At 68.7% G+C, this 23,224-nt stretch carries 27 protein-coding genes; 18 read left to right on the forward strand and 9 right to left on the reverse strand.

Features of this window, described 5'->3' with window-relative positions:
* The first annotated feature begins 120 nt into the window (after positions 1-120).
* The 13 genes from GCN81_RS08705 to GCN81_RS08765 all read left to right on the forward strand — a co-directional run bounded on the left by GCN81_RS08705 (position 121) and on the right by GCN81_RS08765 (position 12,692).
* A complete protein-coding gene (locus GCN81_RS08705; protein ID WP_407697951.1) occupies positions 121-1,137 on the forward strand; it encodes a hypothetical protein in 1,017 nt (338 codons plus the stop codon).
* A gap of 141 nt (positions 1,138-1,278) precedes the next feature.
* Complete coding sequence (gene cpaB / locus GCN81_RS08710) at positions 1,279-1,986, forward strand: Flp pilus assembly protein CpaB (protein ID WP_156723344.1); 708 nt, start codon at positions 1,279-1,281, stop codon at positions 1,984-1,986.
* 12 nt (positions 1,987-1,998) lie between these two features.
* The gene (locus tag GCN81_RS08715) at positions 1,999-3,669 is read left to right on the forward strand and encodes an AAA family ATPase (RefSeq protein WP_156723346.1); all 1,671 of its coding nucleotides are present in this window, start codon (positions 1,999-2,001) and stop codon (positions 3,667-3,669) included.
* Between the two features lie 107 nt (positions 3,670-3,776).
* Positions 3,777-4,166 (forward strand): TadE family protein, encoded by a 390-nt coding sequence (locus tag GCN81_RS08720; RefSeq protein ID WP_231626507.1) that lies wholly within the window; start codon positions 3,777-3,779, stop codon positions 4,164-4,166.
* A 96-nt stretch (positions 4,167-4,262) separates the two neighbouring features.
* On the forward strand, positions 4,263-5,633 hold the full coding sequence (locus tag GCN81_RS08725; protein WP_156723349.1) for a CpaF family protein: 1,371 nt from the start codon (positions 4,263-4,265) through the stop codon (positions 5,631-5,633).
* Between the two features lie 122 nt (positions 5,634-5,755).
* On the forward strand, positions 5,756-6,691 hold the full coding sequence (locus GCN81_RS08730) for a type II secretion system F family protein (protein ID WP_197287540.1): 936 nt from the start codon (positions 5,756-5,758) through the stop codon (positions 6,689-6,691).
* A 34-nt stretch (positions 6,692-6,725) separates the two neighbouring features.
* Positions 6,726-7,616, forward strand: coding sequence for a DUF5936 domain-containing protein (locus GCN81_RS08735; protein ID WP_156723353.1), 891 nt, complete (start codon positions 6,726-6,728; stop codon positions 7,614-7,616).
* 226 nt (positions 7,617-7,842) lie between these two features.
* On the forward strand, positions 7,843-9,339 hold the full coding sequence (locus tag GCN81_RS08740) for a sensor histidine kinase (RefSeq protein ID WP_156723355.1): 1,497 nt from the start codon (positions 7,843-7,845) through the stop codon (positions 9,337-9,339).
* A gap of 10 nt (positions 9,340-9,349) precedes the next feature.
* Positions 9,350-10,405: a response regulator gene (locus tag GCN81_RS08745; RefSeq protein WP_156723357.1), complete on the forward strand. Its 1,056-nt coding sequence runs from the start codon at positions 9,350-9,352 to the stop codon at positions 10,403-10,405.
* 113 nt (positions 10,406-10,518) lie between these two features.
* Positions 10,519-10,734, forward strand: coding sequence for a hypothetical protein (locus GCN81_RS08750; RefSeq protein ID WP_156723359.1), 216 nt, complete (start codon positions 10,519-10,521; stop codon positions 10,732-10,734).
* Positions 10,735-10,745: 11 nt separating this feature from the next.
* A complete protein-coding gene (locus GCN81_RS08755) occupies positions 10,746-11,351 on the forward strand; it encodes a pilus assembly protein TadG-related protein (protein ID WP_231626509.1) in 606 nt (201 codons plus the stop codon).
* 27 nt (positions 11,352-11,378) lie between these two features.
* Positions 11,379-11,990 carry a copper resistance CopC family protein gene (locus GCN81_RS08760; RefSeq protein WP_156723363.1) on the forward strand — a complete coding sequence of 204 codons (612 nt, stop codon included), beginning with the start codon at positions 11,379-11,381 and terminating at the stop codon, positions 11,988-11,990.
* Between the two features lie 3 nt (positions 11,991-11,993).
* Positions 11,994-12,692 (forward strand): OmpA family protein, encoded by a 699-nt coding sequence (locus GCN81_RS08765; RefSeq protein WP_156723365.1) that lies wholly within the window; start codon positions 11,994-11,996, stop codon positions 12,690-12,692.
* Between the two features lie 196 nt (positions 12,693-12,888).
* Here GCN81_RS08765 and GCN81_RS08770 read toward each other — a convergent pair whose 3' ends face one another.
* The 6 genes from GCN81_RS08770 to GCN81_RS08795 all read right to left on the reverse strand — a co-directional run bounded on the left by GCN81_RS08770 (position 12,889) and on the right by GCN81_RS08795 (position 16,690).
* On the reverse strand, positions 12,889-13,668 hold the full coding sequence (locus GCN81_RS08770) for a sporulation protein (protein WP_197287533.1): 780 nt from the start codon (positions 13,666-13,668) through the stop codon (positions 12,889-12,891).
* A 245-nt stretch (positions 13,669-13,913) separates the two neighbouring features.
* Positions 13,914-14,531 carry a Uma2 family endonuclease gene (locus GCN81_RS08775; protein ID WP_156723368.1) on the reverse strand — a complete coding sequence of 206 codons (618 nt, stop codon included), beginning with the start codon at positions 14,529-14,531 and terminating at the stop codon, positions 13,914-13,916.
* Between the two features lie 122 nt (positions 14,532-14,653).
* Positions 14,654-14,845 (reverse strand): hypothetical protein, encoded by a 192-nt coding sequence (locus GCN81_RS08780; RefSeq protein ID WP_156723370.1) that lies wholly within the window; start codon positions 14,843-14,845, stop codon positions 14,654-14,656.
* A gap of 144 nt (positions 14,846-14,989) precedes the next feature.
* A complete protein-coding gene (locus GCN81_RS08785; protein ID WP_156723372.1) occupies positions 14,990-15,349 on the reverse strand; it encodes a hypothetical protein in 360 nt (119 codons plus the stop codon).
* Positions 15,350-15,635: 286 nt separating this feature from the next.
* Positions 15,636-15,827 (reverse strand): hypothetical protein, encoded by a 192-nt coding sequence (locus GCN81_RS08790; protein WP_156723373.1) that lies wholly within the window; start codon positions 15,825-15,827, stop codon positions 15,636-15,638.
* 11 nt (positions 15,828-15,838) lie between these two features.
* Positions 15,839-16,690: a helix-turn-helix domain-containing protein gene (locus GCN81_RS08795; protein WP_156723375.1), complete on the reverse strand. Its 852-nt coding sequence runs from the start codon at positions 16,688-16,690 to the stop codon at positions 15,839-15,841.
* Positions 16,691-16,998: 308 nt separating this feature from the next.
* On the opposite strand from GCN81_RS08795, the gene GCN81_RS08800 reads away from it, so the two are divergent.
* Together GCN81_RS08800 and GCN81_RS08810 are read left to right on the forward strand one after the other, a co-directional pair.
* Positions 16,999-17,532 carry an ATP-binding protein gene (locus tag GCN81_RS08800; protein ID WP_325065097.1) on the forward strand — a complete coding sequence of 178 codons (534 nt, stop codon included), beginning with the start codon at positions 16,999-17,001 and terminating at the stop codon, positions 17,530-17,532.
* A 660-nt stretch (positions 17,533-18,192) separates the two neighbouring features.
* Entirely contained in the window at positions 18,193-18,558 is a 366-nt protein-coding gene (locus GCN81_RS08810) for a hypothetical protein (RefSeq protein WP_156723377.1), read from the forward strand.
* Between the two features lie 426 nt (positions 18,559-18,984).
* Here the strand turns inward: GCN81_RS08810 and GCN81_RS08815 are convergent, their stop codons facing one another.
* The 3 genes from GCN81_RS08815 to GCN81_RS32955 all read right to left on the reverse strand — a co-directional run bounded on the left by GCN81_RS08815 (position 18,985) and on the right by GCN81_RS32955 (position 20,577).
* Positions 18,985-19,455 carry a hypothetical protein gene (locus tag GCN81_RS08815; protein WP_156723379.1) on the reverse strand — a complete coding sequence of 157 codons (471 nt, stop codon included), beginning with the start codon at positions 19,453-19,455 and terminating at the stop codon, positions 18,985-18,987.
* A 152-nt stretch (positions 19,456-19,607) separates the two neighbouring features.
* Entirely contained in the window at positions 19,608-20,072 is a 465-nt protein-coding gene (locus GCN81_RS08820) for a nuclear transport factor 2 family protein (RefSeq protein WP_156723380.1), read from the reverse strand.
* Positions 20,050-20,577 carry an amidase domain-containing protein gene (locus GCN81_RS32955; protein WP_407697953.1) on the reverse strand — a complete coding sequence of 176 codons (528 nt, stop codon included), beginning with the start codon at positions 20,575-20,577 and terminating at the stop codon, positions 20,050-20,052. The genes GCN81_RS08820 and GCN81_RS32955 overlap by 23 nt, the downstream gene beginning before the upstream one ends.
* A 656-nt stretch (positions 20,578-21,233) precedes the next feature.
* Between GCN81_RS32955 and GCN81_RS08830 the strand changes: the two genes are divergently transcribed.
* From GCN81_RS08830 to GCN81_RS08840, 3 genes are all read left to right on the forward strand, one after another.
* Positions 21,234-21,539 carry a GatB/YqeY domain-containing protein gene (locus GCN81_RS08830; protein WP_156723454.1) on the forward strand — a complete coding sequence of 102 codons (306 nt, stop codon included), beginning with the start codon at positions 21,234-21,236 and terminating at the stop codon, positions 21,537-21,539.
* 68 nt (positions 21,540-21,607) lie between these two features.
* Positions 21,608-22,216 (forward strand): GNAT family N-acetyltransferase, encoded by a 609-nt coding sequence (locus tag GCN81_RS08835; protein ID WP_156723384.1) that lies wholly within the window; start codon positions 21,608-21,610, stop codon positions 22,214-22,216.
* A 224-nt stretch (positions 22,217-22,440) separates the two neighbouring features.
* Positions 22,441-23,010 carry a GNAT family N-acetyltransferase gene (locus tag GCN81_RS08840; RefSeq protein WP_156723386.1) on the forward strand — a complete coding sequence of 190 codons (570 nt, stop codon included), beginning with the start codon at positions 22,441-22,443 and terminating at the stop codon, positions 23,008-23,010.
* Positions 23,011-23,224 lie beyond the last annotated feature (214 nt).

The raw sequence follows: 23,224 nt of genomic DNA on the forward strand, positions 1-23,224 counted from the left end.
TAATTTGGTCTAGGCCAATCGTCTTGTCAAGGGTTCGCGGCCACCCTCGCTCACTCTCCACTGATCAAGAAGACACCGGGAGTTACTCCGATCCAGTGTTGAGTGGGGCACGACGTGGATATGGTGCAGAGGCAGAGCGACGCAGGCAGAGCGATGCAGGAGGTGCGCAGCGTGCCCACCGCGATAGCCGTCACCGGGGGCGGGCTGGCCCTGCCGTCCCCCGACCGCCAGACCCCGCAGTCCGTCGTCCTGCGCTCACCCAGGTCCGACAAGCGCGCTCATTCAGCGGCCAAGGCCAAAGCCAAGGACCTGGCGTCGCCCGGCGGTTGCACGCTCGAGCAGTCACTCTCCGAGATGTACGGCCTGCTGGAGCAGCACGGCTACGTCATCACGCTCTACCCCGCCTCGCTCCCGGCCGCCGCCGTCCACCGCCTGCACGCGGTCCGCTCCGTCCTGGAGTCCGACCGCATCGCCCTGCTCGGCCTGGATCTGCCGCCACTCGGCGTCGCCGCGCTCGCGCTCCAGCTCCGCCAGCTCTCCATCTGCGACTTCAGCCCCGGCGTGCTCGCCTCGGCGGCCCGGCTTCTGTCGCACTACATCTACGCGGGTGCCGTACTGGGCTCCGTCACCAAGCTGGACCGGGTCCCGGTGAGCCTGAAGACGCACGCCAAGTCCTGGGTTCCGGGCACCCAGTTCGCCGTACTGGCCACCCCTGAGCCGCAGCTCACGAAGCTGGGCGGCGGCAGCGGCGGCAGCGGAAACGGCAATCAGGAGGCGGAGCTCACCGGCCCCGACTTCAGTACGCACCTGCTCACCGCACACGGACACTTGCAGAGCGACTGGGTCACCCAGATCCTCGCCCCGTCCTGGCAGGTGCAGGGCATCGGCGAGGTGCCGCTGCCCGCCGAGTCGGCGCGTTGGTGGGCCACCGGAAAGCTGGTCGAGTTCGTCGCCGCGATCCCTGACATCACGGTGCTCTACCAGCTCGTCTCCTCCGTGCGCCGAGAGGAATGCCGGTGGTGCGGGCTGGAGTTGATAGGCGATCGCTGCGGCTTCTGCTCCGCACCGCTGCTGCCGCCACCCGAGAAACGCCTGCAGGCGGCGAACTCTCGTAAGGCCCTCACCACAGGAACGTGACACCGGTTCAACAAGCCAGACAAGCTCAACAAGCTCGACAGCTACGCACGAACGTGAACGTGATCGTGAACGGCACAGCGCACAGCTCGACCCGCAAGCGTCAAGCGTCCCTAACGTCCCTGATCGAGGTTGCCCGAACCGATGAACTCACGCCAGCGCCGCGGCATCATCCTGCTGCTCGTCTCCGTCATCTGCGCCATCGGCGCGTTCGCCGGAGTGATCTCGGTGATCCGCGACGTGAACTCCAAGGTCGGCCCCGAGGTCTCGGCGTACCGCCTCAAGAGCGACGTGGCGCCGTACAAGGAGCTCAGCGCGAAGCAGTTCGAGAAGATCGAGATGCCCGAGCGCTGGCTCTCGGACAACGCCGTCACCGACCTCGCCGAGATCCGCGGCAAGATCGCCGTCACCCAGCTCCGTAAGGGCTCGCTCCTCCAGAGCGACATGATCGTCAATCGCCCCGAACTCGGCGACGGCGAACAGGAGATCGCCATCATGATCGACGCGTCGACGGGCGTGGCAGGCAAGATCACCCCCGGCGCGACGGTCAACATCTTCGCCACCTACAAGGGCGACAACAAGGGCGCCGAGGACCAGTCCAAGGTCATCGTCCAGAACGCCAAGGTCCTGGACGTAGGCAAGCTCACCCCACTCGAGCCCAAGAACAGCAACCGCCGCGCCCGCCCCACCGACGCCGTCCCGATCACCTTCGCCCTGAACACCCTCGACGCCCAACGCGTCGCGTACGCCGAGTCGTTCGCCACTCACGTACGTCTAGCCCTGATCGCCCAAGGCGGCGACACCCCGGTCAGCCCGGGTGATCGCAGCTACACCCTCGACGACGACAAGTGAGTGAGGGACCCGGTGACCACCCGCATACTCCCCGCCGTAGGTGACCTGGACGCGGCCCGCTCCCTGACCACCCTCCTCAGCCAGCTCCCGGACGCGGAGCCCGCACTCCCCGTCACCGACTCCACGGCGCTGCTCGACACCCTCGCGCGGCTGGCGAGCGAGTCGGTCGACGAGCTGCCGGAGGTGGTCCTGGTCCATGAGCGCATCGGCCCGGTTCCCGCCCTGGAACTGATCCGGGAGGTCGCCCTCCGCTTCCCGGCCGTGGGCGTTGTCCTGATCACCGTGGACGCGAGCCCCGGCCTGTTCACCGCCGCCATGGACTCCGGAGCCCGCGGCTTGATCGGACTCCCGCTCAGCTACGAGGAGTTGGCGGCCCGCGTCCAGACGGCGGCCGCCTGGTCCATCGGCGTACGACGCCATCTCACCAGCGGCGCCGACGTGTTCTCCGGCCCCGGCGGTACGGTCGTGACGGTCACCGGCGCGAAGGGCGGCGTGGGCGCAACCCTCACCTCCGTCCAACTCGCCCTGGCGGCGAAGGCCTCCGGCCGCTCGGTGGCGCTGCTCGACCTGAACCTCCAGTCCGGCGACGTCGCCTCGTACCTGGACGTCCAGTTCCGCCGCTCCATCGTCGACCTGGCCGGAATCAGCGACATCTCCCCCCGCGTCCTCCAGGACGCGGTCTTCGCGCACCCTACCGGCATCGGCCTGCTCCTGGCGCCGGGCGAGGGTGAGCGCGGCGAGGAGGTCACCGACCGGGTCGCCCGCCAGGCGGTCAGCGCCCTGCGCAACCGCTACGAGGTGGTGGTGGTCGACTGCGGCACCCAGATGACCAGTGCGAACGCGGCGGCGATCGAGATGGCGGACCAGGCGGTGCTCCTGGTCACGCCGGATGTCGTGGCCGTACGCGCCGCCAAACGCATGGTCCGTATGTGGGACCGCCTCCAGATCCGTAAGGCGGAGGAGACGGTCACCGTCGTCAACCGCCTCACCCGCAATACGGAGATACAGCCCCCGTTGGTCGAACGGATCACCGGCACCAGGGTCGCCCGCACCGCCATCCCGGCCAACTTCAAGGAACTCCAGTCCGCCGTGGACGCGGGCCGTATGCAGGACCTCGACAGCCGCGGCACGGTCAAGCAGGCGCTGTGGCGCCTGGCGGGGGAGCTGGGCCTGGTGAAGTCACCGGACGGCGACTCCGCCGCGAAGACGGGCGGCGGCCGACGGCTGGCGGGCGACCGGGGCGCGATCGGCTTCCGCCGCCGCGGACGAGGCGGCGACGACCGGGGCGTCGGCGACCGCGGTGGCGACCGGGGTGGCGACCGGGGCGCGATCACCTTGGAGTTCGCCGGGATGGCCCCCCTGATCTTCGCGGTGATCGCGATCCTGTGGCAGTGCGTGCTGTACGGGTACACCTACTCGCTCGCCGGAAACGCGGCGGACGAGGGGGCGCGGGCGGGTGCGGTGGCGGCGGTACGGGGCGCGGACCCGGCCGCCGAGTGCGACGCGGCCGCGGAGCAGCGGCTGCCCGGGGCCTGGGCGGGCGGCTTCTCGGTGGACTGCGGTCCGGCGGGCGCGGTCTATCAGGCGAACGTGAGCGTCGACGTTCCGCTGTTCTTCCCGGGATTCAACGCGGGGTGGACGGTCGACGGCAGCGCGGGCGCGGCGCAGGAGGGCGACGAGTGATGGCAGATCCTGTGCGGGCGCGGCAGCCGCGTGGCCAAATTTCAGCCCGGCCGGCGTCTGAGGCCATTTTTAAGCCTGGCCGGCGAGGCCTTTCGGGAAGGGGCGGGGTGGGGGACAGGTCTGAACCCAAGCCCCCACCCACCCGCACCAGGCGTCGTCTCCGGGGCGACCGAGGCTCGGCGATCCTTGAGTTCACCGGCTTCCTGCCGATCCTGCTCCTCGTAGGACTCGCCGTCATCCAACTGGGCCTAGTCGGCTACGCCTTCGAGCAGGCGGGCTCAGGCGCCCGCGCGGCGGCCCGCGCCGAGTCCCTGGAACCCGGCACGGGCGAGGGCGCCGGTACGGCCGCGATGAGCGACTGGCTGAACGCGGACGTGGACCCGGGCGGCGGCGACCTCGTCACGGCGACGGTGACCGTCGAGATCCCCACCCTGATCCCCTTCGTCGACACCGGCTGGGAAGCCACCCGCACTGTCACCATGCCCAGCGACGACTAACCGCCCGCCCATCCAACCGCCCGCCCAACCGACCGCCCGCCCAACCGACCGCCCGCCCAACCGAACGCCCGCCCAACCGAGGAGCGAAGACAAGACATGAGCCTCCGGGCCCGAATCGCCGCCCCCGAGGACCAATCCCACGGCGGCCCCGGACGCGAAGACGACCACACCGTCGCCGTCTACCGCGCCAAGCTCCTAGAGGAGATCGACCTCGCCGAGATGTCGAGCCTCGCCGCGGCCGAGCGCCGGGCCCGCCTGGAGCGCGTACTCGGCCACATCATCAGCCGCGAAGGCCCCGTACTCAGCACATCCCAGCGCTCCCAGCTGATCCGCCGCGTCGTGGACGAGGCCCTCGGCCTCGGCGTACTCGAACCGCTCCTCGAAGACGCCAGCATCACCGAAATCATGGTCAACGGCCCCGACGCGATCTTCGTAGAGCGCGGCGGCCGCGTCGAGCAACTCCCGCTCCGCTTCGCGTCGAACGACCAGCTCATGCAGACCATCGAGCGCATCGTCTCCACCGTCAACCGCCGCGTGGACGAGTCGACCCCCATGGTCGACGCCCGCCTCCCCTCAGGCGAGCGCGTGAACGTCATCATCCCCCCGCTCAGCCTGACCGGCGCGACCCTCACGATCCGCCGCTTCCCCAAGCCGTACAAGCTGGACGAACTGATCCGTCTCGGCTCGCTCGACGAGCAGATGCTGATGCTGCTCTCCGGTTTCGTCCGCGCCCGCTTCAACGTCATCGTCTCCGGCGGTACGGGCACCGGAAAGACCACCCTCCTCAACGCCCTCTCCGCGCTCATCCCCGACAACGAGCGCATCATCACCATCGAGGACTCCGCCGAACTCCAGCTCCAGCAAGCCCACGTCATCCGCCTCGAGTCCCGCCCCCCGAACGTCGAGGGCAAGGGCCAGATCACCATCCGCGACCTGGTCCGCAACTCCCTGCGCATGCGCCCCGACCGCATCGTGGTCGGTGAGGTCCGCGGCGGCGAGACGCTCGACATGCTCCAGGCGATGTCGACGGGCCACGACGGCTCCCTCGCCACCGTCCACGCGAACACCGCCGAGGACGCGTTGATGCGCCTGCAGACCCTCGGCTCGATGTCCGAGGTCATGATCCCCTTCGAGGCCCTGCGCGACCAGATCAACTCGGCCGTGGACGTCGTCGTCCAGCTGTCCCGTTTCGCCGACGGCACCCGCAAGATCACCGAGATCGCGCTCCTCGTCTCGCACGGCCGCGACCGCTTCAAGATCACCACGGTGTCCGCCTTCCAGGCCCAGCCGATGGCGGCCGATCGCGTCGTACGGGGCGACTTCCGCCACCTCCCGCTGCCGCGCCGGATCGCCGACCGCCTCTACCTGGCGAACGAACCGATCCCCGCCGCCTTCGGCGTCTTCGACGACCGCGTCGGCAACGGCGCGGAACTGCTGATGGGCAACACCCGAGAGGCGGAGGGCTGATGGCTCTGACGCACCTGACGCACCTGGTCGATCTGACGGACCTGACGCACCTCACACGCCTGGTGGACCTGACGCGCCTGGTGGACCTGACGGGCCTGACAGACATCACGGACCCGGCAGGCCTGAGGAGCCCCACCCTCCTCGCCCTGGGCGGCACCCTCCTCTGCGCCGTCTTCGCCCTGGCGGGCCTGCACGTCTACCTCTCCGGCAAGGCCCAACGCCGGGCCCTGGAGGACCGCCTCTCCGCGACCGGCCCCCACACCCTCGGCCGCCACCGCCGTTTCACCGCCGTCGACCGCCGCGTCCGCACCACCCGCCTGGGCAAGCGCGTCCAGCTCAAGCTGGCCGCGACCGGCCTGGACCTGACCCCCGGCGAATTCTTCGTCTACATGGCCGCGTCGGTCGTCGCGCTCTGGCTGATCGCCGCCAACGTCCTCGCGCCGTTCTTCGGCCCGATCGCGGGCCTGGTGGGCGTCTGGAGCGCCAACGCGTTCCTCAACTGGCAGCGCCAGAAACGCATCGAGGCGTTCATCAACCAACTCCCCGACCTCGCACGCCTCCTCGCCAACGGCACATCGGCGGGCCTGGCCCTGCGTACGTCACTGTCCATGGCCGCCGACGAACTCGAAGCCCCGGCGGGCGACGAACTGGCAAGAGTCTCCGCACAATTGGCCGTAGGCCGCTCCCTGGAGGACGCGCTGGACGAACTCGCCGAACGCCTCCCGTCCCGCGAACTCGTCGTCCTGGTCACCACCCTGATCCTGGCCAACCGCGCGGGCGGCGCCATCGTCAGCTCGCTGCGCAACCTCACCGAGACCCTCGAAGAGCGCAAGGAGACCCGCCGCGAGGTCCGCACCATGCTCTCCGAGGTCAACGCCACCGCCTTCACCATCCCCTGCCTGGGCGTAGGCGCCATGCTCATGCTCAACACCATGAACGACGGCGCTTTGTCCCGCGTCACCGGCACCCCCCTCGGCCAGGCCCTGATCCTGATCTCGCTCGGCCTGTACGCGGCCGGGTTCGTCGTCATCCGCCGCCTCGGCAAGATCGACGTCTGATGATCGCCGACGTCCGAGAGGAGCCCCCGCCCCCATGCTGAGCCTCGCCCTCGCGCTCCTCCTCGCCCTCTCGATCGCGGGCGCCTTCCACGGCATACGGATGTACCGCGCCGACGCCGAACTCCCCGGCGACCTCGCCCTGGCCCTGGAGGTCGGCGCCACCCGCGTCTCCGCCCCCGCCTCCGCGATCGACCGCCTCGGCATGCGCTTCGCGCCGACGGTGCTGCGCCTGATGGGGCCCAAGAGGGTCGACGAGAAGCGCCGCAAGATCGACCAGGCGGGCAACCCCGGCGGCCTCACCATCGACCGCTACGCCGCCCGCCGCGCCGTCTACGGCGTCTTCGGCCTCGTATCAGCGGTGACGATGATCGCGGGCGGCGTACCGCTCTTCTCCCTCTTCGCCCTCGCCTTCGGGGCGTTCGCGGCGGACGCCCTGATCTGGCAGGCCATGAAGGAGCGGAAGGAGCAGATCGAACGCACCCTGCCCGACTTCCTGGACGTGCTGGCGGTCGTGGTCTCGGCGGGCCTCGGCTTCCGCCAGGCCCTGGACCGCGTATCGGAGCGCTATACGGGCCCGTGGTCCGACGAACTCCGCATCACCCTGCGCCAGATGGACATGGGCGTGTCCCGCCGTCAGGCGTTCGAGGAACTCCGCCGCCGCAACTCCAGCGAGCAGGTGTCGCAGTTCGTCACGGCACTCCAGCAGGGCGAGGAACTCGGCGCCCCGATCGCCGAGACCCTGATCCAGATCGCCAACGACATGCGCCGCACCGACGCCCAGAACGCCCGCCGCCGAGCCGCCAAGACCATCCCCAAGACGACGATGGTCACGCTCATCTTCATGGTTCCCGCGACCCTGATCCTGATCGTCTGCGGCATGTTCCTGGGCTCGGACACGGACTTCGGCTCCATCCTGGGAGGCTGACATGCATCAGCCCGGCCGGCGTTTGAGGCCATCTTTTGAGCCCGTCCGGCGAGGACTTTCGGGAAGGGGCGGGGTGGGGGAGCTGTCCGAACCTCAACCCCCACCCACCCGCACTTACCCCGAGGCCCCAGCTCCGGCCGCCCTGAGCCACTTCCGCCCCGCGCGCAACACCCCGCGCTCCCCGGGCCCCGCGCGGCCGGGGCCCACGGGCGCGCCCGGGCCCCGCATGGCGCACCCCGTGCAGAGCGTGCTGCACGGCGGAGCCCCGCCCCCGGACACCGAGCCCGCATCCGCGCTCGCCGACGACGCCCCCGCCCCCAGCCTCCCCATCCAGCTCAGCGCCCTCCAGGCCCTCTGCCGCCAGGTCTTCGGCCTCCGCCTCGCGATGATCGTCATCGGCGCCCCCTTCGCCCTGAACCGCGCCGACGGCACCCTCGGCAGCTGGCTGGTCGGCGCGGCCGTCGTGTTCAGCCTGATGGGCTCGTACGCGATGCTGCGCGACTGGGAGACCCTGGGCCCGCTCGTCCTCAAGCACCGCTGGCTGATGGGCGTAGACCTGCTCTTCGGCGCGGTCCTCCTGCTCACCGCGTCCCCGGACTCGACCCTCGGCTACGCGGCCGTCTGCACCCCGCTGCTCGCGGGCCTGCTGTACGGCTGGCGCGGCGCCGGGATCTACACGGCCATCCAGATCGCGCTGCTGGCCGCCGCGTACACGGCCTGGCAGGACAGCATGCGCGGCCCCGCCAGTACGCTCCTGATCACCGGCTTCTGCGTGGCGGCGGGCATCATCGGCGTGACCCTCCGCAACCTCATGTTCCGCTTCGGTACGGCGACCCAGGCCCTCTCCGAGGCGACCGCCCGCCTCGCCGTGGCCGACGCGGTCGAGCAGGAGCGCGCCCGCCTGGCACGCGAGATGCACGACTCCGTGGCCAAGACCCTGCACGGCGTGGCCCTGGCGGCGGACGGCCTCGCGGAGGGCGCCGACCGCATGGACCCGGTACGGGTCAAGCACCAGGCGGGTCTGGTGGCGCGGAGCGCGCGTAAGGCGGCGGCCGAGTCGCGGGAGATCCTGGCGGACCTGCGGCGACAGGCGGACCTGGGGGGCGGGGGAGTGGACCTGTCCGCCGAACTGGCAGCACGGGTAGGGGACTTCTCGGCCCAGCGGTACGGGCGGCACAGCACTGACGGCGCCCCGGAGCCCGAACCCCGCCCTGGCCCCCGCCCCGGCCCCGGCTGTGGCCCCGGCCCCGGTTCCGAACTCGCCCCCACCACCCACTTCACGCCCCCCGACCCGGCGGCGGCCCCCCTCCCGGAACTCCCGCACGCCGTGGCCCGCCAGCTGCTGACCATCACCACCGAGGCCCTGGAAAACGCCCACCGCCACGCCCAGGCCACCGAGGTCACGGTGGAGGCGAGCGTCGTACCCGGCACTGCCCTGGGCGCGCTGCCCGTGGGCGACCTGCTCCGGATCAGCATCCGCGACAACGGCCGGGGCCTGCCCCCCGGCACCGACCTGGAAGCCCTCCGAGCGGCCGGACACTTCGGCCTGGTGGGCATGGTCGAACGCGCCGCGACCGTCGGCGCCCGCATCTGCATCGGCCGGGGCCGCAACGCGACCGGCACAGAAGTACGGCTCGACCTCCCCCTGTCGGCAGCGAGCAGCAACGGCCAGCCCACGCTACGGCCCGCCCCCACCGCCGCCCCTGCCCTCCCGTCTCCCTGAGAGGCCCCCCATGCCACATCAGACCCCGAGACCAAGCCCCAGCGCAGGCCCGACCCCGACCCCGAGGCCAAGCCGGAGCCCGAGACGAAGCCCAAGCCCAAGCCCAGGCCCGAGCTCAAGCCCGAGCCCGAGGCCGTACGCCAACCACGACGGCGGCACCCACACCCCCCTGCCCGCCCCGCCCGCCCAGCCTTCCCTACGCGTCCTGCGCGTGGTCGTCGCCGACGACAACCCCGTCGTCCGGGCAGGCCTCTGCGCCCTCCTCAACGGCCGCCACGACATCACGGTCGTCGCGGAGGCCCGCGACGGTCGCCAGGCCTTGGCGGCAACCGAGCAACACCGCCCGGACGTCGTCCTGCTGGACGTCCGCATGCCCGGCGTCGACGGCATCTCCGCCCTGCCGTACCTGCTGCCGCTCGCTCCCGTGATGATGCTGACCTACAGCCGCGAGAACGCCATCGTCCAGGAAGCCCTACGACTGGGCGCCCGTGGCTACCTGGTCCACGGCGAGTTCACGGCGGAGCAACTCGTCGCGGCCGTACGGGACATACAGGAGGGCCGCGCGTATCTGTCGGCCAGCGCGCAGGGGGCCTTGCTGGAGCAGGTGAGGTCGAGGCCTGGGGCGGGGCCTGGGCTCGGGAGTGGGTCGCGTGCTGGGTCGGGTGCTGGGGCTGAGACGGGCGTCCCGCACCCCGGGGTGGATGCGACTGCACAGCATCCGATGGGCGCCAATCCAGGGCCAGATGTCTCGGATTCGCCGTTCGGCTCGGCAGCTGCTTCGCATCTGCAATCAGCTATGGGACAGTCGTTACAGGCTCACCAAGCACCCGCACCACACGGGGCGCGCAACCGCCGGGAATTCGGGCTGAGTTCGAGGGAGGTGGAGGTCATGGATCTCATCGCCGCAGGCATGAGCAACCAGCAAATCGCCGCCACCTGTTTCATCAGCGAGAAGACCGTCAAGAACCACATCAACCGGATCTTCGCAAAACTGCACAGCGCCAGCCGCAGCGAAGCCATCGCGGTGTGGCTGGGTACGGCGCGGGGGCGGGGGAGTCATGAGTGAGCACCCCAGGGTTTGGGCCCGAGCTTGGGCCCACGGACCCTCGGCGAGGAGCCACGGCCGGACGTACGTTCCTCGGGTCGCTAGCGGCACCGGACCCGGAGGGGAACACCATCATGACGAACCGCAACAACAGCAGCATCCGCACCTGGAAGAACACCATCGTCTCGCGGATGCGGGGCAAGAAGGCGGACGAGGGCGCGGGGTTTGTGGAGTACGCGGGGTTGTTGGTGCTGATCGCGGCGATCGTTACGGCTGTGGTGGCGTTGGGGCTGGACGCCACCATCTCCGGCGCCATCGACGGGGCAGTTGCCGAGATCACTGGCGGCTGATGCCTCTTCGCTTGCGTGACGACAGAGGGCAGACTCTCCCGCTGTACATCTGGCTGGTAGGGATTCTGCTCTTTGTTGGGTTCGTCTTCTTCGTCTTCGCCAAAGGGGCCGTGGCGCGCAGCGGAGCTCAGTCCGCTGCCGACGCCGCGGCCCTCGCTGCTGCGCAGGACGTCCGGGACCAGTTCGTGGACGGCCTGATGGACGGCATCCAAGACGGCGGCTGGGTCAACTGGATTGAGGGCAACGGGACTTGGGAGTCCGACCCGTTCGCCGCCGCAGCCTCACTCGCTGCGGCGAACGACTCGACCTTGCAGGGCCTCAACGAGGGCCAAGTCAACGGGAAGCTGTCCTTCACTGCCAGCATCCAAACCAACTACGCCGTGGGTGACTCCCTTGTTCCCGGCACCGAGGACATGCAGGCCAACGCTAGCGCGACGGCAGTGATCGAACCTCGCTGCGAGGTCGACCTTTCCGTCGATCCCACGGAGTTCGTGAAGTTCAGCTGCGATGGCGGCGGTTCCTGGGAGATTGATCTAGAGGACTTTGATCCGGAAGACCTTGATCCTCTCGATCTCCCGGAGGCCAAGGATCTGTTCTCAGTGCAACTCGCTGAGTGACGAGCGACGACAACAGAAGGAAGCACGATGGGGATGCGGCACACCTTGAAGGCCCGAAGGGCACTGACCGCAGTGGCGATCACGACTGGCTTGGCCCTCACGGTAGCCGGATGCTCCGGGGGTGACGACGACAAGAGCGACAAGGAGAACACGGGCTCCACCTCGTCTCCCTCCACTACGGAGGACCAGGAGGGGGGCGAGGACAGGTCGGGAGGGAGCCAGACGCCAGCGGAGGATGAGGTCCTAGCCGAGGTGACGGGCGGCGACAACGTCACGTTGACGTTCAACTCTGCGGTGCGTGATGACGGTGGGTTTCTCACTGTCACAGGGAAGGTCAAGAACGGTGGGGCTAAGCGGGTCCTCTTCACGTCGTGGCGTGGTGACGAGAAGGAGTTGCAGGCGAACGGGGCTTCGCTGGCTGGCGCCAACCTAATCGACAAGGCGAGCAAGAAGCGATACCTCATTCTGCGCGACACCCAGGGGCGCTGCCTCTGTACGCAGTTCAAGGGTGGGATCAACGCAGGGGAGGAGCGGCCCTTCTTCGCTCAATTCCCGGCCCCGCCCGAAGGCACCAACAAGGTCGACTTCCAGATCGCCGACATGCCCCCAGCCGCCATCGAGATCTCCGAGGGTGAGTGACCCATGCACCAAACCACCCTCCCTCGCCACCGCCGACCAACAGGTCTAGCCGTAACCACCGCCACAGCCGTAGCCCTGCTGGCAACCCTCACCACCGGCATGGCTCACGCCGACGACGACCCAAGCGCGCCCCCCGGCTCAACAACAACCAGCGCCCCGCCCAAGGTGGACGCCAACTCCCCCGGCCTGAAACTGGCCGACGGCGCCACCCTCGCCCCCGCCAAAGTCCTCGACATCAAGTCGGTCGTCGAAGACCTCGGCGGCGAGGAACGCCGCGAGGACACCAACGAGAACGTCAAGTTCTCCCTCCAGGCCGAAGTCCTCTTCCCGAAGGACAGCTCCAAGCTGAACCCCTCCGCCAACGCCCGCATCAAGGAGATCGCCGAAGAGATCGAGTCCCAGGGCGGCACCAAGGTCCGGGTGTTCGGCTTCACGGACAACCTCGGCACGTACCAGCACGGACTGAAGCTCTCCAAGCAGCGGGCCGACACCGTGCACAAGCAACTGTCGAAGAGCCTCGGCCCGTCGGTCACGTACGAGGTGCGCGGCTACAGCGAGGACTACCCGATCGCGGACAACTCCACGGAAGAAGGCCGTCGAAAGAACCGCCGAGTGGAGATCTCCTTCCCCCGCGACGAGTCCAACTCCAACTCCGGCTCCAACTCCGGCTCCGACTCCAGCTCCAGCGACGAGTCCACCTGACCCCCGGACCCCCGGACCCCGACCCCTGACCCCCGGGCCGCCCCACACCCCGAGAGCCGGGCCGCGAGTCCCTCACGGCTCGGCCTCCTTCGCGACCTGACCTGACCGCCCCGATGCGACCGGCAGGCATAGAGACGCAGACCTACTGGACGGGGCCCTCGTCCGTGCCGTGCTCCGCCATGGAGCCGTGGTTCCCTCAGAGGTCGTCGAGCAGTGCGAGCTCGTCCAAAGCCTTGCGTACCTGCGGACGCCAGTCGACGTGGCCGACCTCGTGATGGGCGGCGGGGAAGCGGCGGCCGGGGGGCTTGCTGTCCCAGTCACGCACACTGGGAACGGCACGTCGCACATGGACCAAAGCCCCAACGGCGTTCATGTGGAAGACCACTTCGAGCTGTTCCGGCTGCCCGGGACCGGCTGAGCGGTTGGTGAGGTAGAAGTTCTGGTAGAAGCCCCAGTGCTGCTCCATGTTCGGAACGTAGGAGTCGATGACATTCGCGGAGTCACAGTGATATCCCTCCTCCACGAACGCGTCCAGGACGGCCTCGTGCAGGGGCAGGGCCGATATGTGGAGCAGGTCGTTGTCCATTTCGGTGCCGTCGTCGTTCCAGTCCCGGCGGAGGCTGCTCTTCACTGAGAGCACGACACCCAGAGCACGGCCGCCGAGTTCGCTCACGGGGACTTCCCAGGAAAGCCGTTCGGAGAAGGTGAGCCGCTGTTCCTCGCCTTTACGCAGCGTGAAGTACGAGGGGTCGGCAACGGAGCTCTCGAACTCGTAGTCCCGCTCCTCACCGTTGTAGCTCGTGCACTGGACGGTGAAGTTCAGATAGATCCCCTGTATGGGCGTGTCGCGCGCCCCACCTCTGAGGAAGACCTCGCCCTCCACATTTCCGCCCGGAAACACCGGCCCCAGGATGTTTGTGTCCACCTCGATCGCCTCGTCCGGATCACCGATCCCGAACAGCCGCTTGAAGCCCACTTGTTGCCCCTCCCTGAGCCCGCGATGATCAGGCGAGAAGGCTAGCAGCGGGCCGTCCGCACCTGGCTTCGAGTCCGCCTGACGCGGCGCCTGCGGGTGGGTGAGCCGCCTCGACCGTGCGGGGCGGGTGTGGGTGAGCCGCTGGGATGCGGATGGAGATCGACGGGGCCGGGCCGTTCGGGTCGTACTCGGTCGTGGTGGTGCCCCTCGCCCTGGATTGGACGCATCCGCTTCGTATGTCTGGGTCAGGTGCGGGGTTGTCCGGCTTTGAGGAGGGCGGTCACGTCGAGGGTGACCTTGGCGCCGATGGACTCGGGGAGCGTGACTAGCTCGCCTGGCGCGTGGACGCGGTGGGTGTCGTATTCGTTGGCGATGGGGTCGGTGAGGACGTGCAGGCGCTGGTGCTTGCGGTCGAGGATGACGTAGACCGGGATCTTGGCGATGGCGTATGCGGCGACCTTGGCGCGTAGGTCCTGCTGGTAGTTGCTAGAGGTGACTTCCAGGACTAGCCGGAAGGTTGCCGGGTCGTAGCAGTTGTTCTCGATGAGGTGCTCGTCGATGTCGGCGTCGACCACGGCGAAGTCGGGTACGGCGTAGTCCTCCGGGCCGTCGGGAAGCCAGAGGCCGACCCCCTGCACGATTTCCGTCTCCCCGTCGTCATCGTCCAAGCCCGCTGCGACGAAGGGGCGCATGATCTTCGTCAGCGCACGGGCGTGTGGGTTGTCGGGTGGCGGGGTCACGAGGAGCAGGCCTCCGATGATCTCGACGCGGTGGCCAGGGTTCTGTTCCATGAGCTTGTTGGCCTCTTCGAGCAAGGTCAGCGGCTCGCGGTCACAGGGGTGCTCGACTGCGGTGGCAGACATGGCGGGCCTCCTGGTGGCTGGTGTCGAGAGCATCATCGTAAGCAGGTATACCCCGGTGTGTCCCGTACGGGCGGTGCTCGCCCGTACGAGTGAAAGGGACTGGCGGGGGCCGTGGGCTGGAGCTACAGCAGGTGGTCGGCTTTTCCGGCCTTGATGTCGCGGATCAGGGTGCGGAGGGCTTCGTGGGTGTCGGTGAGGTGGCGGTCCTCTTGTCCGGCGATGGCGATGTAGCCGTTGCCGTTGTCGTCGGTCCCGAGCCGGAAGCAGTTCGCGCCTTCTCCGCAGAAGGGCTCTTCCCAGGTGATGCTGGTCAAGGTGGTCTCCTCCAAAGGGTGCGGGCGAGCTTGTGGATGAGCTCCCGCGAGGCTCTGGGCGGGAGCGATGCTCTCTCCATCCCTGCGGCCGCGCGGGCGTAGATGACGGACGCGGTGCTGTGCTCTGACAACCCAGTGGTGACGTCACGGGTCGAACTGGCGGTTCGGGCTATGTGTTCGGTGCCGGATTGGCTGATCTGAGCGCGCACTGGCCGTGAGCAGAGCGGCGCTCACGGCGAGGATCGCTGGGAACGCGGTGAGCGAGCCGGGGAACTCGCTGCTCGCGTAGGTGGTGCCGTCATCGAGGACGCATTCGAACTGCAAGGGCAGATGCGAGACCCGGTAGCTGGCAATGCGCGAGATGTCGCCGTCGGGCGCGTCCGCGCGGCACGAAGGTGAAGGGGAGGACCCGGCCCCGTGACTGGACTCGTTCACCGCGACCTCAAGCCAGAACACGCCCGTGAAGTAGACGGCCGCGGCCAGGCAAGCGGCCAGCATCGCCAACCGGCGCCGGAGGTGCGCCGTCCACGGGCGGGGACGGCCTGGTAGCGCCAAGGCAAGGAGGGCGCAGAGAGCGACGAGCACGCCGATGGCCGCAGTCCCACCCAGGGCGAGAGCCAGTAGACCAAGCATCGTCCCATCCCCCAGTACTGGACCACGTCAGGCTATTACGTGGATCGCGCTACCCGTCACATGGGCGTGCTTTCCGTAGACGCCCCTCTGGGCCGGTGCCCAGGCGAGGGGCGGGCTTGGCTTCGCATCGGTGTTGGCGGTCCCTGTTGCGGGCGGGCTACAGCAGGTGGTCGGCCTTTCCGGCCTTGATGTCGCGGATCAGGGTGCGGAGGGCTTCGTGGGTGTCGGTGAGGTGGCGGTCCTCTTGTCCGGCTACGGCGATGTAGCCGTTGCCGTCGTCGTCGGTCCCGAGCCGGAAGCAGTTGTTGCCTTCGCCGCAGAACGGTTCTTCCCAAGTGATGCTGGTCATGGTGGCCTCCTCTAAAGCGTGCGGGCGAGCTTGTGGATGAAGTCCCGCGATGCCTTGGGCGAGAGCGACGCCTTCTCCATCCACCCCAGGTGGGCTTGGTACTTGGTGAGTTGTGCTTCGGCGTGAGTGAACTCCGGGCCGTGGGCCGAGTCCAGTTGCACAGTGTCCAGTTGCGGGACAACCCCGTCGGCGTACAGGAGGGCGTGCCCGGCTCCAGGAAATCCGTCGACTTCGGCGGAGATGACCCGCACGTCGGTGGTGTCGCGCTCGGTGGCCGCGCAGAGGTGGTTGAGCTGCTGCCGCATCACGTCAGGCCCGCCGAAGCGCATGTACAGGGCGGTCTCGTGGACGTACGCGACGTACGGCAACGGGTTCGGTCGCGTGAAGACCTGCTGGCGCTCCATTCGGTGGGCCACGCGCAGTTCGACTTCGAGTCGGGTCAGGGGCGGCAGGACGGAGCTGAAGACGGCTCGGGCGTACTCCTCGGTCTGCAAGAGACCCGGAACATGGGCGACTTGGGCGGTGCGGACCCGCGCGGCGTGCCACTCCAGCTCGGCGATGTCCAGGAGCCCGGCCGACAGGGTGCCTCGTTGGTCCTCCCACCAGCCGCGTTCCCGGCTCGCCGCCATGGCCACCAGTGCTTCGACGTAACACTCGTCGGTGCAGCTGAAGTTGGAGGCCAGCGTACGGATTCGCTCAGGTGAGATCGGGCGGATGCCGGACTCCATGTTGGAGAGCCTGGTCCGGTCGACGCCCAGGAGGCCAGCGGCGTACTCGGTCGTCGCGTCGGCCGCGAGGCGCATCTTGCGGAGCTCGGCGCCGATCCGTTTCTGGCGTGCGGTGGGCGTGCTTCTGGTCGCCATGCTGACCCTTCGTGTGCGGTGGTGGGCTCAGTCTGCCGCTGCGAGTCTCACCGGTCCATCCTCGGTGGGGGTAATTATCTCCGGAGGTGTGGACACTGTGACTCTCCGCGCTCTACGGTGAGTAACGCAACGCTCACGCATCCAGTGACCGGAAGCGCATCGCGCGAGCCTGCCCGGAACCTCTCTCCCCGGGAGGGGCGGGCCCGCGCCGGGGAGACAGGCACACCGACCACCACCACATCACCACCGTCCTCACCATCACCGCGTGGGCGAACCCTCAACAACCCCTCACCCCACGGGAGTCTGCCGTGTTCACCACCCCCACCCCCTTTCCGCTCACCCTCGCCCCCAGCCCCGGCGTGACCGGCGCGCCCGTCCCCTGTCCGCCGCCCCCGCCCGACTCCTCCACCCCCACCCCCGAAACCCTCGCCTACAGCCTCACCCTCCCCGCAGCCCTCGCCACCCCCGCCCTCGCCCGAACCTGCGCCCGCGCCCTCCTCCAGGCCCACGGCCTGGAGGACCTCACCGCACCCGCCGTCCAGGCCATCGGCGAACTCACCGCCACCGCCTGCAGGTTCACCACCCACAGCACCGAGATCTACCTCTCCCTCCGCTACCGCGACGACGCACTCCGCATCACCGTCTACGACGACCACCCCACCCACACCAACCCCCGCCTCGCCGACCACTGCCAGGCCCGCCGCCGCTCCCAACTCCGCCTCCTCGGCTGCCTCGTCCGCACCTGCGCGGGCAACTGGGGCTACGCCCCCGCCCCACCCCCCACCACCGGAACCCGCATGTGGGCGACCCTCCCCCACACCCCCACCTACACCGCCGCCTGACGGCCCCCAACGCCGAAGGCCGGGACGCGAATCGCTCACGGCCCGGCCCGGTCCCCGCCCACGTACCGACGTCACGCCCAGGGCGACATCCCTACAGCGCATGCGCATGGCCGACGGACGACCAACCCTCGTCCTGCTGCGTATCACGGGAGGTCCGTACGTATCGGGCGCGATCATCTCCCTGACCTGGAGGCGAGGTACCGACCACAAGCGGATTCAACGTGCGTGAGAGCATCACGCGCCGCTTATCGCTGGGCGGAACCGCCGCCGTCGCCAGCGCGGCCCTGCTCGCCACCGTGGCTCCCAGCGCCATGGCTGGCGAGCGCACTCGGGGGGACGGGGACACCACTGCCGTGGCCATCGCGGCTGAGTCGCAGGCTCCAGCACTCACTCCGGAGCAGCGTCAGTTCATCGAGGCGGAGATGGGCCCGGAGGCTCTCGCTGAGCTCCAGAAGGCCATGAGCCAGAATCCCTCCGGAGGTATATCCAGGCCCGTGCGTTCCCGATCGCCGCGGCTGGCACCGGCGCTGCCGCATGGCGCGCGAAGGGGGCGCTGGCCAGCCGGGCCGGGGGAAGAACAAGGCCATCAACATGGTGATCGCCTCCATCATCAAGTACGCCCGTTAGGATCACCCGGCACGACGAGCGCATGGGGTAAGCATGGCCTACATGTTCATTTTCGGCTGCTTCCTCCTCCTGGGCGTGGTCAGTTCGCTGGCTGCTCGCGTGGGGTACCGGGGTGCGGTGTGCGACAGGTCCGACGGGTACGAGGTCCCCGGGGAAGTGAAGTCCGACCCCGCCCTGCGGAAGCGGGCGAACAGCCTGGTGGCCTTCTGGTGCGCCGGAGCCGCAGCACTCAGCTTCGCTCCGCTGGTCCCGATCGGGAGCGTCATCCTGAGCGGTGGCGGTAAGTCGGTCTCCACCTGGGGGCTCGTGGGCCTCGCGCTCTATGGCCTGGTCGTAGTGACGGTAGGGGCCTACCCGTTCGAGAAGATCAAGCATCTCGGCGACTCCACCGAAGGCTGAACAACGTTGCCCCAGGGCTTGGCCGCCCTGGGACATCTCCGCCCCATACGGGAGCCGCGGCGACGAGCTCACCCAGGAGCAGCGGGCAACCGATCGCTGAGCGGGCTCGGCTCAGGCGGACCGGCAGCACGTTGCGTACAGGTCAGACGCCCACGCACCGCACGGTGTCGCCGCAGAGTTCGAGTCCGCCCCTGCGGCGGCGTTCCGGGGAGCACGGGGTGAGGCGACGACCAGGCTCGACGGCCTGGGCGAGGCCGCCAAGCTGGACCACCGCACGTACGGCAAGGGCAGGTCGCGCCCAGGCCAGGTGCCCACGCTCCTGGACCGATGCGGGCCAGGGCGGAGCCCGTGCGCTCGTCCCGCACGCAGGCAAAACGGAGCGGGCCGCTCTGGGAGAGATCCCCAGGGCAGCCCGCGATCGCTGTGTCAGGTCAGGAGGACGGCCTGCTCGTGTCCGAGGTAGGGGCGCCGGTGTCGGAGCCCCTCGCCGGCGTTGTCCGGGACGACCCACCACGCGCCGTCGCCCTCGCTGAGCTGGATGTACTCCGCGTAGGGGTCCCCGCTGGTGCTGCCGCCGAGGCGCACCGAGGCGAATTTCGGACTGACGTCCTGCTTGACGTCGACGACCTTCAGTTGGACGTCGTCACCGAGGGAGCCGACCAGGCGCTTCGCCTTCTTGGTGCGGCTGTCCTTGGAATGCTGGGGGGCGTAGAGATCCCGCAGCGCCTTCTCGTCCTTCTCGTTGACCGCCTTGACGTACGCGACCGCCGCCGCGCGCGGCGACTTCGCCCCGGAGGGGGCGTCGTCCCCGGAGGAGCACGCGCCAACCAGGAGGGCACCGCCCAGCACCAGGGTCAGTGCAGCGGCGGCGCGGAGCCGCCCGGTCCGGTGAATCACGGGCCATTCTTCCTCTCGGTCAGACGCGGTGCGCGTACCACTTGGCAGGATGCCCGTCGTGTGAGGCGACGTCGCCTCGTGAGCGCTCCGAACCTCGCGGGTTCGGAGCGCTCGTCAGGCTGACCAGAGTGGAGACCCGTGGGGGCCCGGCCCTACCCCCGCTTGTCGGTGGATGAGGGGCTCTTGCCGTCCTCGCCGAAACCTGGTGCCTGCCCCAGCACGATGACCCAATTGTCGTCGTCACGGGACATCTGGATGTACGTGCTGAAGGGTTTGCCCTGATGGTCGGTGGCGGTGACGTGGGTGCTTGCCACATTGGGCCCGAAGTCGTGTGACACGCGGACGCTCTCGATCTTCAGGTCCCGTCCGCTGTCGGCGGCGATGATCTCCTGGGCCTCTCTTGTGGCGCCCTGATGTCCAGTCGGGGCGAGCTTCGCGAGAGCGTCAACGTCACTGGCGTTCAGAGCCGCTACGTACGCCTTGGCAGTGTCCTGCTCCGTGCGGGAGCCAGTGGAGGTGTCGCCCTGGGAGCAGCCTGCAAGCAGAACACAGGCCCCCACCGCAGACAAGAGAAGAGACTTCTCCTTCATGGCCTTATCTCCCTTGGTGGAGGTCATGTGCGGTGTGCGTACCGTCCTTCTTCCAGTCCGCCTGGAGGACGTCGGCTTTGAGCAGCTTCCAGACGTTGTTGAGGGGCTTGGTCCGTTTGGAATGCTTGACTGCGAACCAGTACCAGTTCTCTGCCCCAGCCCAGGTATAGCTAGTCGTCCATGTCTTGCTTGCGTAGAACCATTTCTTGTTGCTCTTGCGGGATGAGAAGCTCCCGGATGTCATCTTCCACCCGCCGGCGCGCATAGCCTGCGAGATGAAATTGGTGCAGTCATTCCCGTATACGCGGTAGGAGGAATTGGACTTCTTCCAGTGCTTGTCCGCGTACGCGGCCATCTTGCCGTAGTTGTACGAGGCGTCGGCCTTTATCTCATGCGCCGACCCAGAACCGGGAGTGGTGTGAGCCGAAGGTTCCTTTCCGCCTTCGTCTTCCGAATCCGGCGCAGCCTCATTGATGGGCTCGGTGAGCTGTGTGGTCGGGGCGGGACCAGAGGGGTCGACCTCTGCCCTGATCGGCTAAGGAGGTGAAGTCGTCCTCCAGCTCTTCAGTCAGAGACCTCGTGACGTCGGTTGGTGCGGAGAGTACGCGACGTTTCGTGCCGACTGCGGTCACGGCGTCGGCGCGCTTTTGTAGATAAGTGTCCGCGATCTCCGCGAACTCTGCGACGTCAGAAGCCGATGGCCCCGCTACGGACTCTTCCGCCTGGGTGGCTGGAGCCGAGATGGCTGCGACTGTGAATGCCAGTGCTACGGCACCTATGGCCTGTAAGCGGAACATGCGTCTGGGCATGTGCTTCCTTCGGTGGACGAGCGGCTGGTTGTGATCGTGTCTACACGTGGTGATGTACGGACAGCCGTGTTGGTTCGTCGCTGTCTGAAAGCCATGGGCCACTTGACCTGATCAAGTTGCGGAGCGTGCGGTTCCGGTCGAGAAGGGAACCGTCCGGGAGATCGACCCAATGGTGGGTGGAGGCGGAGAAGGGGGCGCTGGTGTCGGTGTCAAAGCGACACAGCTCACGTGCTGTCCGGCGGTGACCAACCGGGTGCGCCCTGGTGCGCCCTGGTGCGACCTGGTGCTGGAGGGATATCCCGTTGTGGAGCCTGGGGTACGGCCGTAGGGTCCGGGCATGTCCCTACGTGTCCGTATGCGTCAAGCACTCCCGGAAGCGATGCGCGCCCGCGACAAGGCCGCGGTGAGCGCCCTGCGCGCGACGCTTGCCGCGCTGGACAACGCGGAGGCGGCGCCCGTGGGTGAAGCCGAGTCGCGCGGCGTGGCCCTCGAAGAGTCACCGGTCGGCGCCGGTGCCACCGAGGCGGCGCGACGTGAGCTGAGCGAGTGCGGTGTGGCGGAGATCGTGCGCGCCGAGGCCACCGAACGGCTGGACGCGGCACGGCAGTTGAGTTCGCCCGCGCACGCTGATCGAGTCGCGCGGCTGCGCGCGGAGGCTGCCGTGCTGCTTCGTTTCCTCGACTGACGTGGACTGAAGTGGACTGAGGCGGTCTGATACCCCCTGCCCCGCCGTTCAAGATCGTCGGGTGCAGAATGACGCGTATGTCGATGCCGATAGCAACAACGGTCGATGACGCTCCACTGGTTAGCCAGATCCTGGCCCGCGCCTTCGACGACGACCTGATGATGCGCTGGTTCTTCCCCGACGACGCCTCGCGCGAGGCCGCGTTGGGCCGCTACTTCAGCACCATCTTCGCCCGGCAGTACGTCCATCACGGCGTGTGCGAGCGCACCGACGACGCGGCGGCGTTCTGGGTACCCCCGGGGGCTGGGGACAAGGCCGTGCCCGACGCGGAGACCCTCCAGGAGCTTCAGAGCATCCTCGGCGAGCGGGCTCAGCTGTTCCGGGACACCGTGCAGGAGGCGGCCAAGCACGCACCGCAGGAACCGCACTGGTACCTCGCGGTCATCGGCGCCGACCCCGCCGTCCAGGGCCAGGGGCAAGGGGCCGCCCTGCTGCGCTCGGGACTGGCCAAGGCGGACGCGGCGGGTCTGCCCACGTACCTGGAGTCCTCCAAGCCGTCCAACGTCCCCGTCTACGAGCACTTCGGCTTCACCGTGCTCGCGGAGGTACAACTGCCCGGAGGTGGCCCGACGGTGTGGGCGATGCGCCGCGCCCCGCACCGCCCGGCCGACGCGTAGGAGGCTGGCCCGGAGGGATCCGGCCGTCAGCCAGCTGCCGCCACCCGTATGGGGCTTGGCCGCCGGTCGTCCCGTGGCAGGTCCCTCAGGTATGGGTGGCGGTTGGCTTGGTCGTGTGTCCCGTACGGGGGATCGCCCGTACGGGACACACGCGTGCATGCCGGACCGGACCGGGATCGGATATTCGGTGCTCCGCCCGTCCATGAGGACACAAGATGGTGTGCATGACCTTGGCCACCCCCGTACTGCACACCGCTCGCCTGCGCCTGCGCCCCTTCACCGACGCCGACGCGGACCCCCTGTTCGCGCTGCACAGCGGCGCTTACGTGATGCGCTACTGGGACTCCCCGCCGTGGAAGGAGCGGGCCCGCGCCGATCGCTTCGTCGCGATGTGCCGGAAGATGGCGGACGAAGGCACCGGGGCGCGGGTGGCCATCGACCGTGCTTCTGACGGGGCCTTCGTCGGCTGGTGCGGTCTGACCAGCTGGGACCCGGTCTACCGCAGCGCATCGTTGGGCTACTGCCTCGACGATGCGCTGTGGGGCCACGGCTACGCGACCGAGGCCGCGCATGCCTTGCTGCGGTGGGCATTTACCACACTGGACCTGAATCGAGTCCAGGCCGAGACGGATACGCGCAACGGGGCATCTGCCCGGGTGCTGGAGAAGCTCGGATTCCTGCGTGAAGGGACGTTGCGGGAAGAGTGCGTCGTGAACGGCGAGGTATCCGACACCTGGGTGTTCGGGTTGATCAGGCGGGAGTGGCAACCGTCGGCCGTGCCAACGGGACCTTGATGCCGCACCGCCCCACTGGACTCCGCTACGGGCTACAGCGAGCGGTCGTCCTTTCCGGGCGTGACACGCAGGGGGCAGGGCGTGGCCGGAAGTGAGCTGGGCGACTTGAGGACGGCCTGCTCGTGTCCGAGGTGGGGGCGCCGGTCCCGGAGCCCTCGTCGGCGTTGTCAGGGGCGACCCACCACGCGCCGTCGCCCTCGCTGAGCTGGATGTG

The organism is Streptomyces apocyni (assembly GCF_009739465.1).
GTDB classification, from domain to species: domain Bacteria; phylum Actinomycetota; class Actinomycetes; order Streptomycetales; family Streptomycetaceae; genus Streptomyces; species Streptomyces apocyni.

What these genes read in the sequence shown, in the direction of transcription:
- GCN81_RS08705 (WP_407697951.1), top strand. Translation starts at nt 121, where the DNA reads ATGGTGCAGAGGCAGAGCGACGCAGGCAGAGCGATGCAGGAGGTGCGC.
- cpaB (WP_156723344.1), top strand. Translation starts at nt 1,279, where the DNA reads ATGAACTCACGCCAGCGCCGCGGCATCATCCTGCTGCTCGTCTCCGTC.
- GCN81_RS08725 (WP_156723349.1), top strand. Translation starts at nt 4,263, where the DNA reads ATGAGCCTCCGGGCCCGAATCGCCGCCCCCGAGGACCAATCCCACGGC.
- GCN81_RS08735 (WP_156723353.1), top strand. Translation starts at nt 6,726, where the DNA reads ATGCTGAGCCTCGCCCTCGCGCTCCTCCTCGCCCTCTCGATCGCGGGC.
- GCN81_RS08740 (WP_156723355.1), top strand. Translation starts at nt 7,843, where the DNA reads ATGGCGCACCCCGTGCAGAGCGTGCTGCACGGCGGAGCCCCGCCCCCG.
- GCN81_RS08745 (WP_156723357.1), top strand. Translation starts at nt 9,350, where the DNA reads ATGCCACATCAGACCCCGAGACCAAGCCCCAGCGCAGGCCCGACCCCG.
- GCN81_RS08750 (WP_156723359.1), top strand. Translation starts at nt 10,519, where the DNA reads ATGACGAACCGCAACAACAGCAGCATCCGCACCTGGAAGAACACCATC.
- GCN81_RS08760 (WP_156723363.1), top strand. Translation starts at nt 11,379, where the DNA reads ATGGGGATGCGGCACACCTTGAAGGCCCGAAGGGCACTGACCGCAGTG.
- GCN81_RS08765 (WP_156723365.1), top strand. Translation starts at nt 11,994, where the DNA reads ATGCACCAAACCACCCTCCCTCGCCACCGCCGACCAACAGGTCTAGCC.
- GCN81_RS08775 (WP_156723368.1), bottom strand. Translation starts at nt 14,531, where the DNA reads ATGTCTGCCACCGCAGTCGAGCACCCCTGTGACCGCGAGCCGCTGACC.
- GCN81_RS08790 (WP_156723373.1), bottom strand. Translation starts at nt 15,827, where the DNA reads ATGACCAGCATCACTTGGGAAGAACCGTTCTGCGGCGAAGGCAACAAC.
- GCN81_RS08795 (WP_156723375.1), bottom strand. Translation starts at nt 16,690, where the DNA reads ATGGCGACCAGAAGCACGCCCACCGCACGCCAGAAACGGATCGGCGCC.
- GCN81_RS08810 (WP_156723377.1), top strand. Translation starts at nt 18,193, where the DNA reads ATGGCCTACATGTTCATTTTCGGCTGCTTCCTCCTCCTGGGCGTGGTC.
- GCN81_RS08820 (WP_156723380.1), bottom strand. Translation starts at nt 20,072, where the DNA reads ATGACCTCCACCAAGGGAGATAAGGCCATGAAGGAGAAGTCTCTTCTC.
- GCN81_RS08830 (WP_156723454.1), top strand. Translation starts at nt 21,234, where the DNA reads ATGCGCGCCCGCGACAAGGCCGCGGTGAGCGCCCTGCGCGCGACGCTT.
- GCN81_RS08835 (WP_156723384.1), top strand. Translation starts at nt 21,608, where the DNA reads ATGACGCGTATGTCGATGCCGATAGCAACAACGGTCGATGACGCTCCA.
- GCN81_RS08840 (WP_156723386.1), top strand. Translation starts at nt 22,441, where the DNA reads ATGACCTTGGCCACCCCCGTACTGCACACCGCTCGCCTGCGCCTGCGC.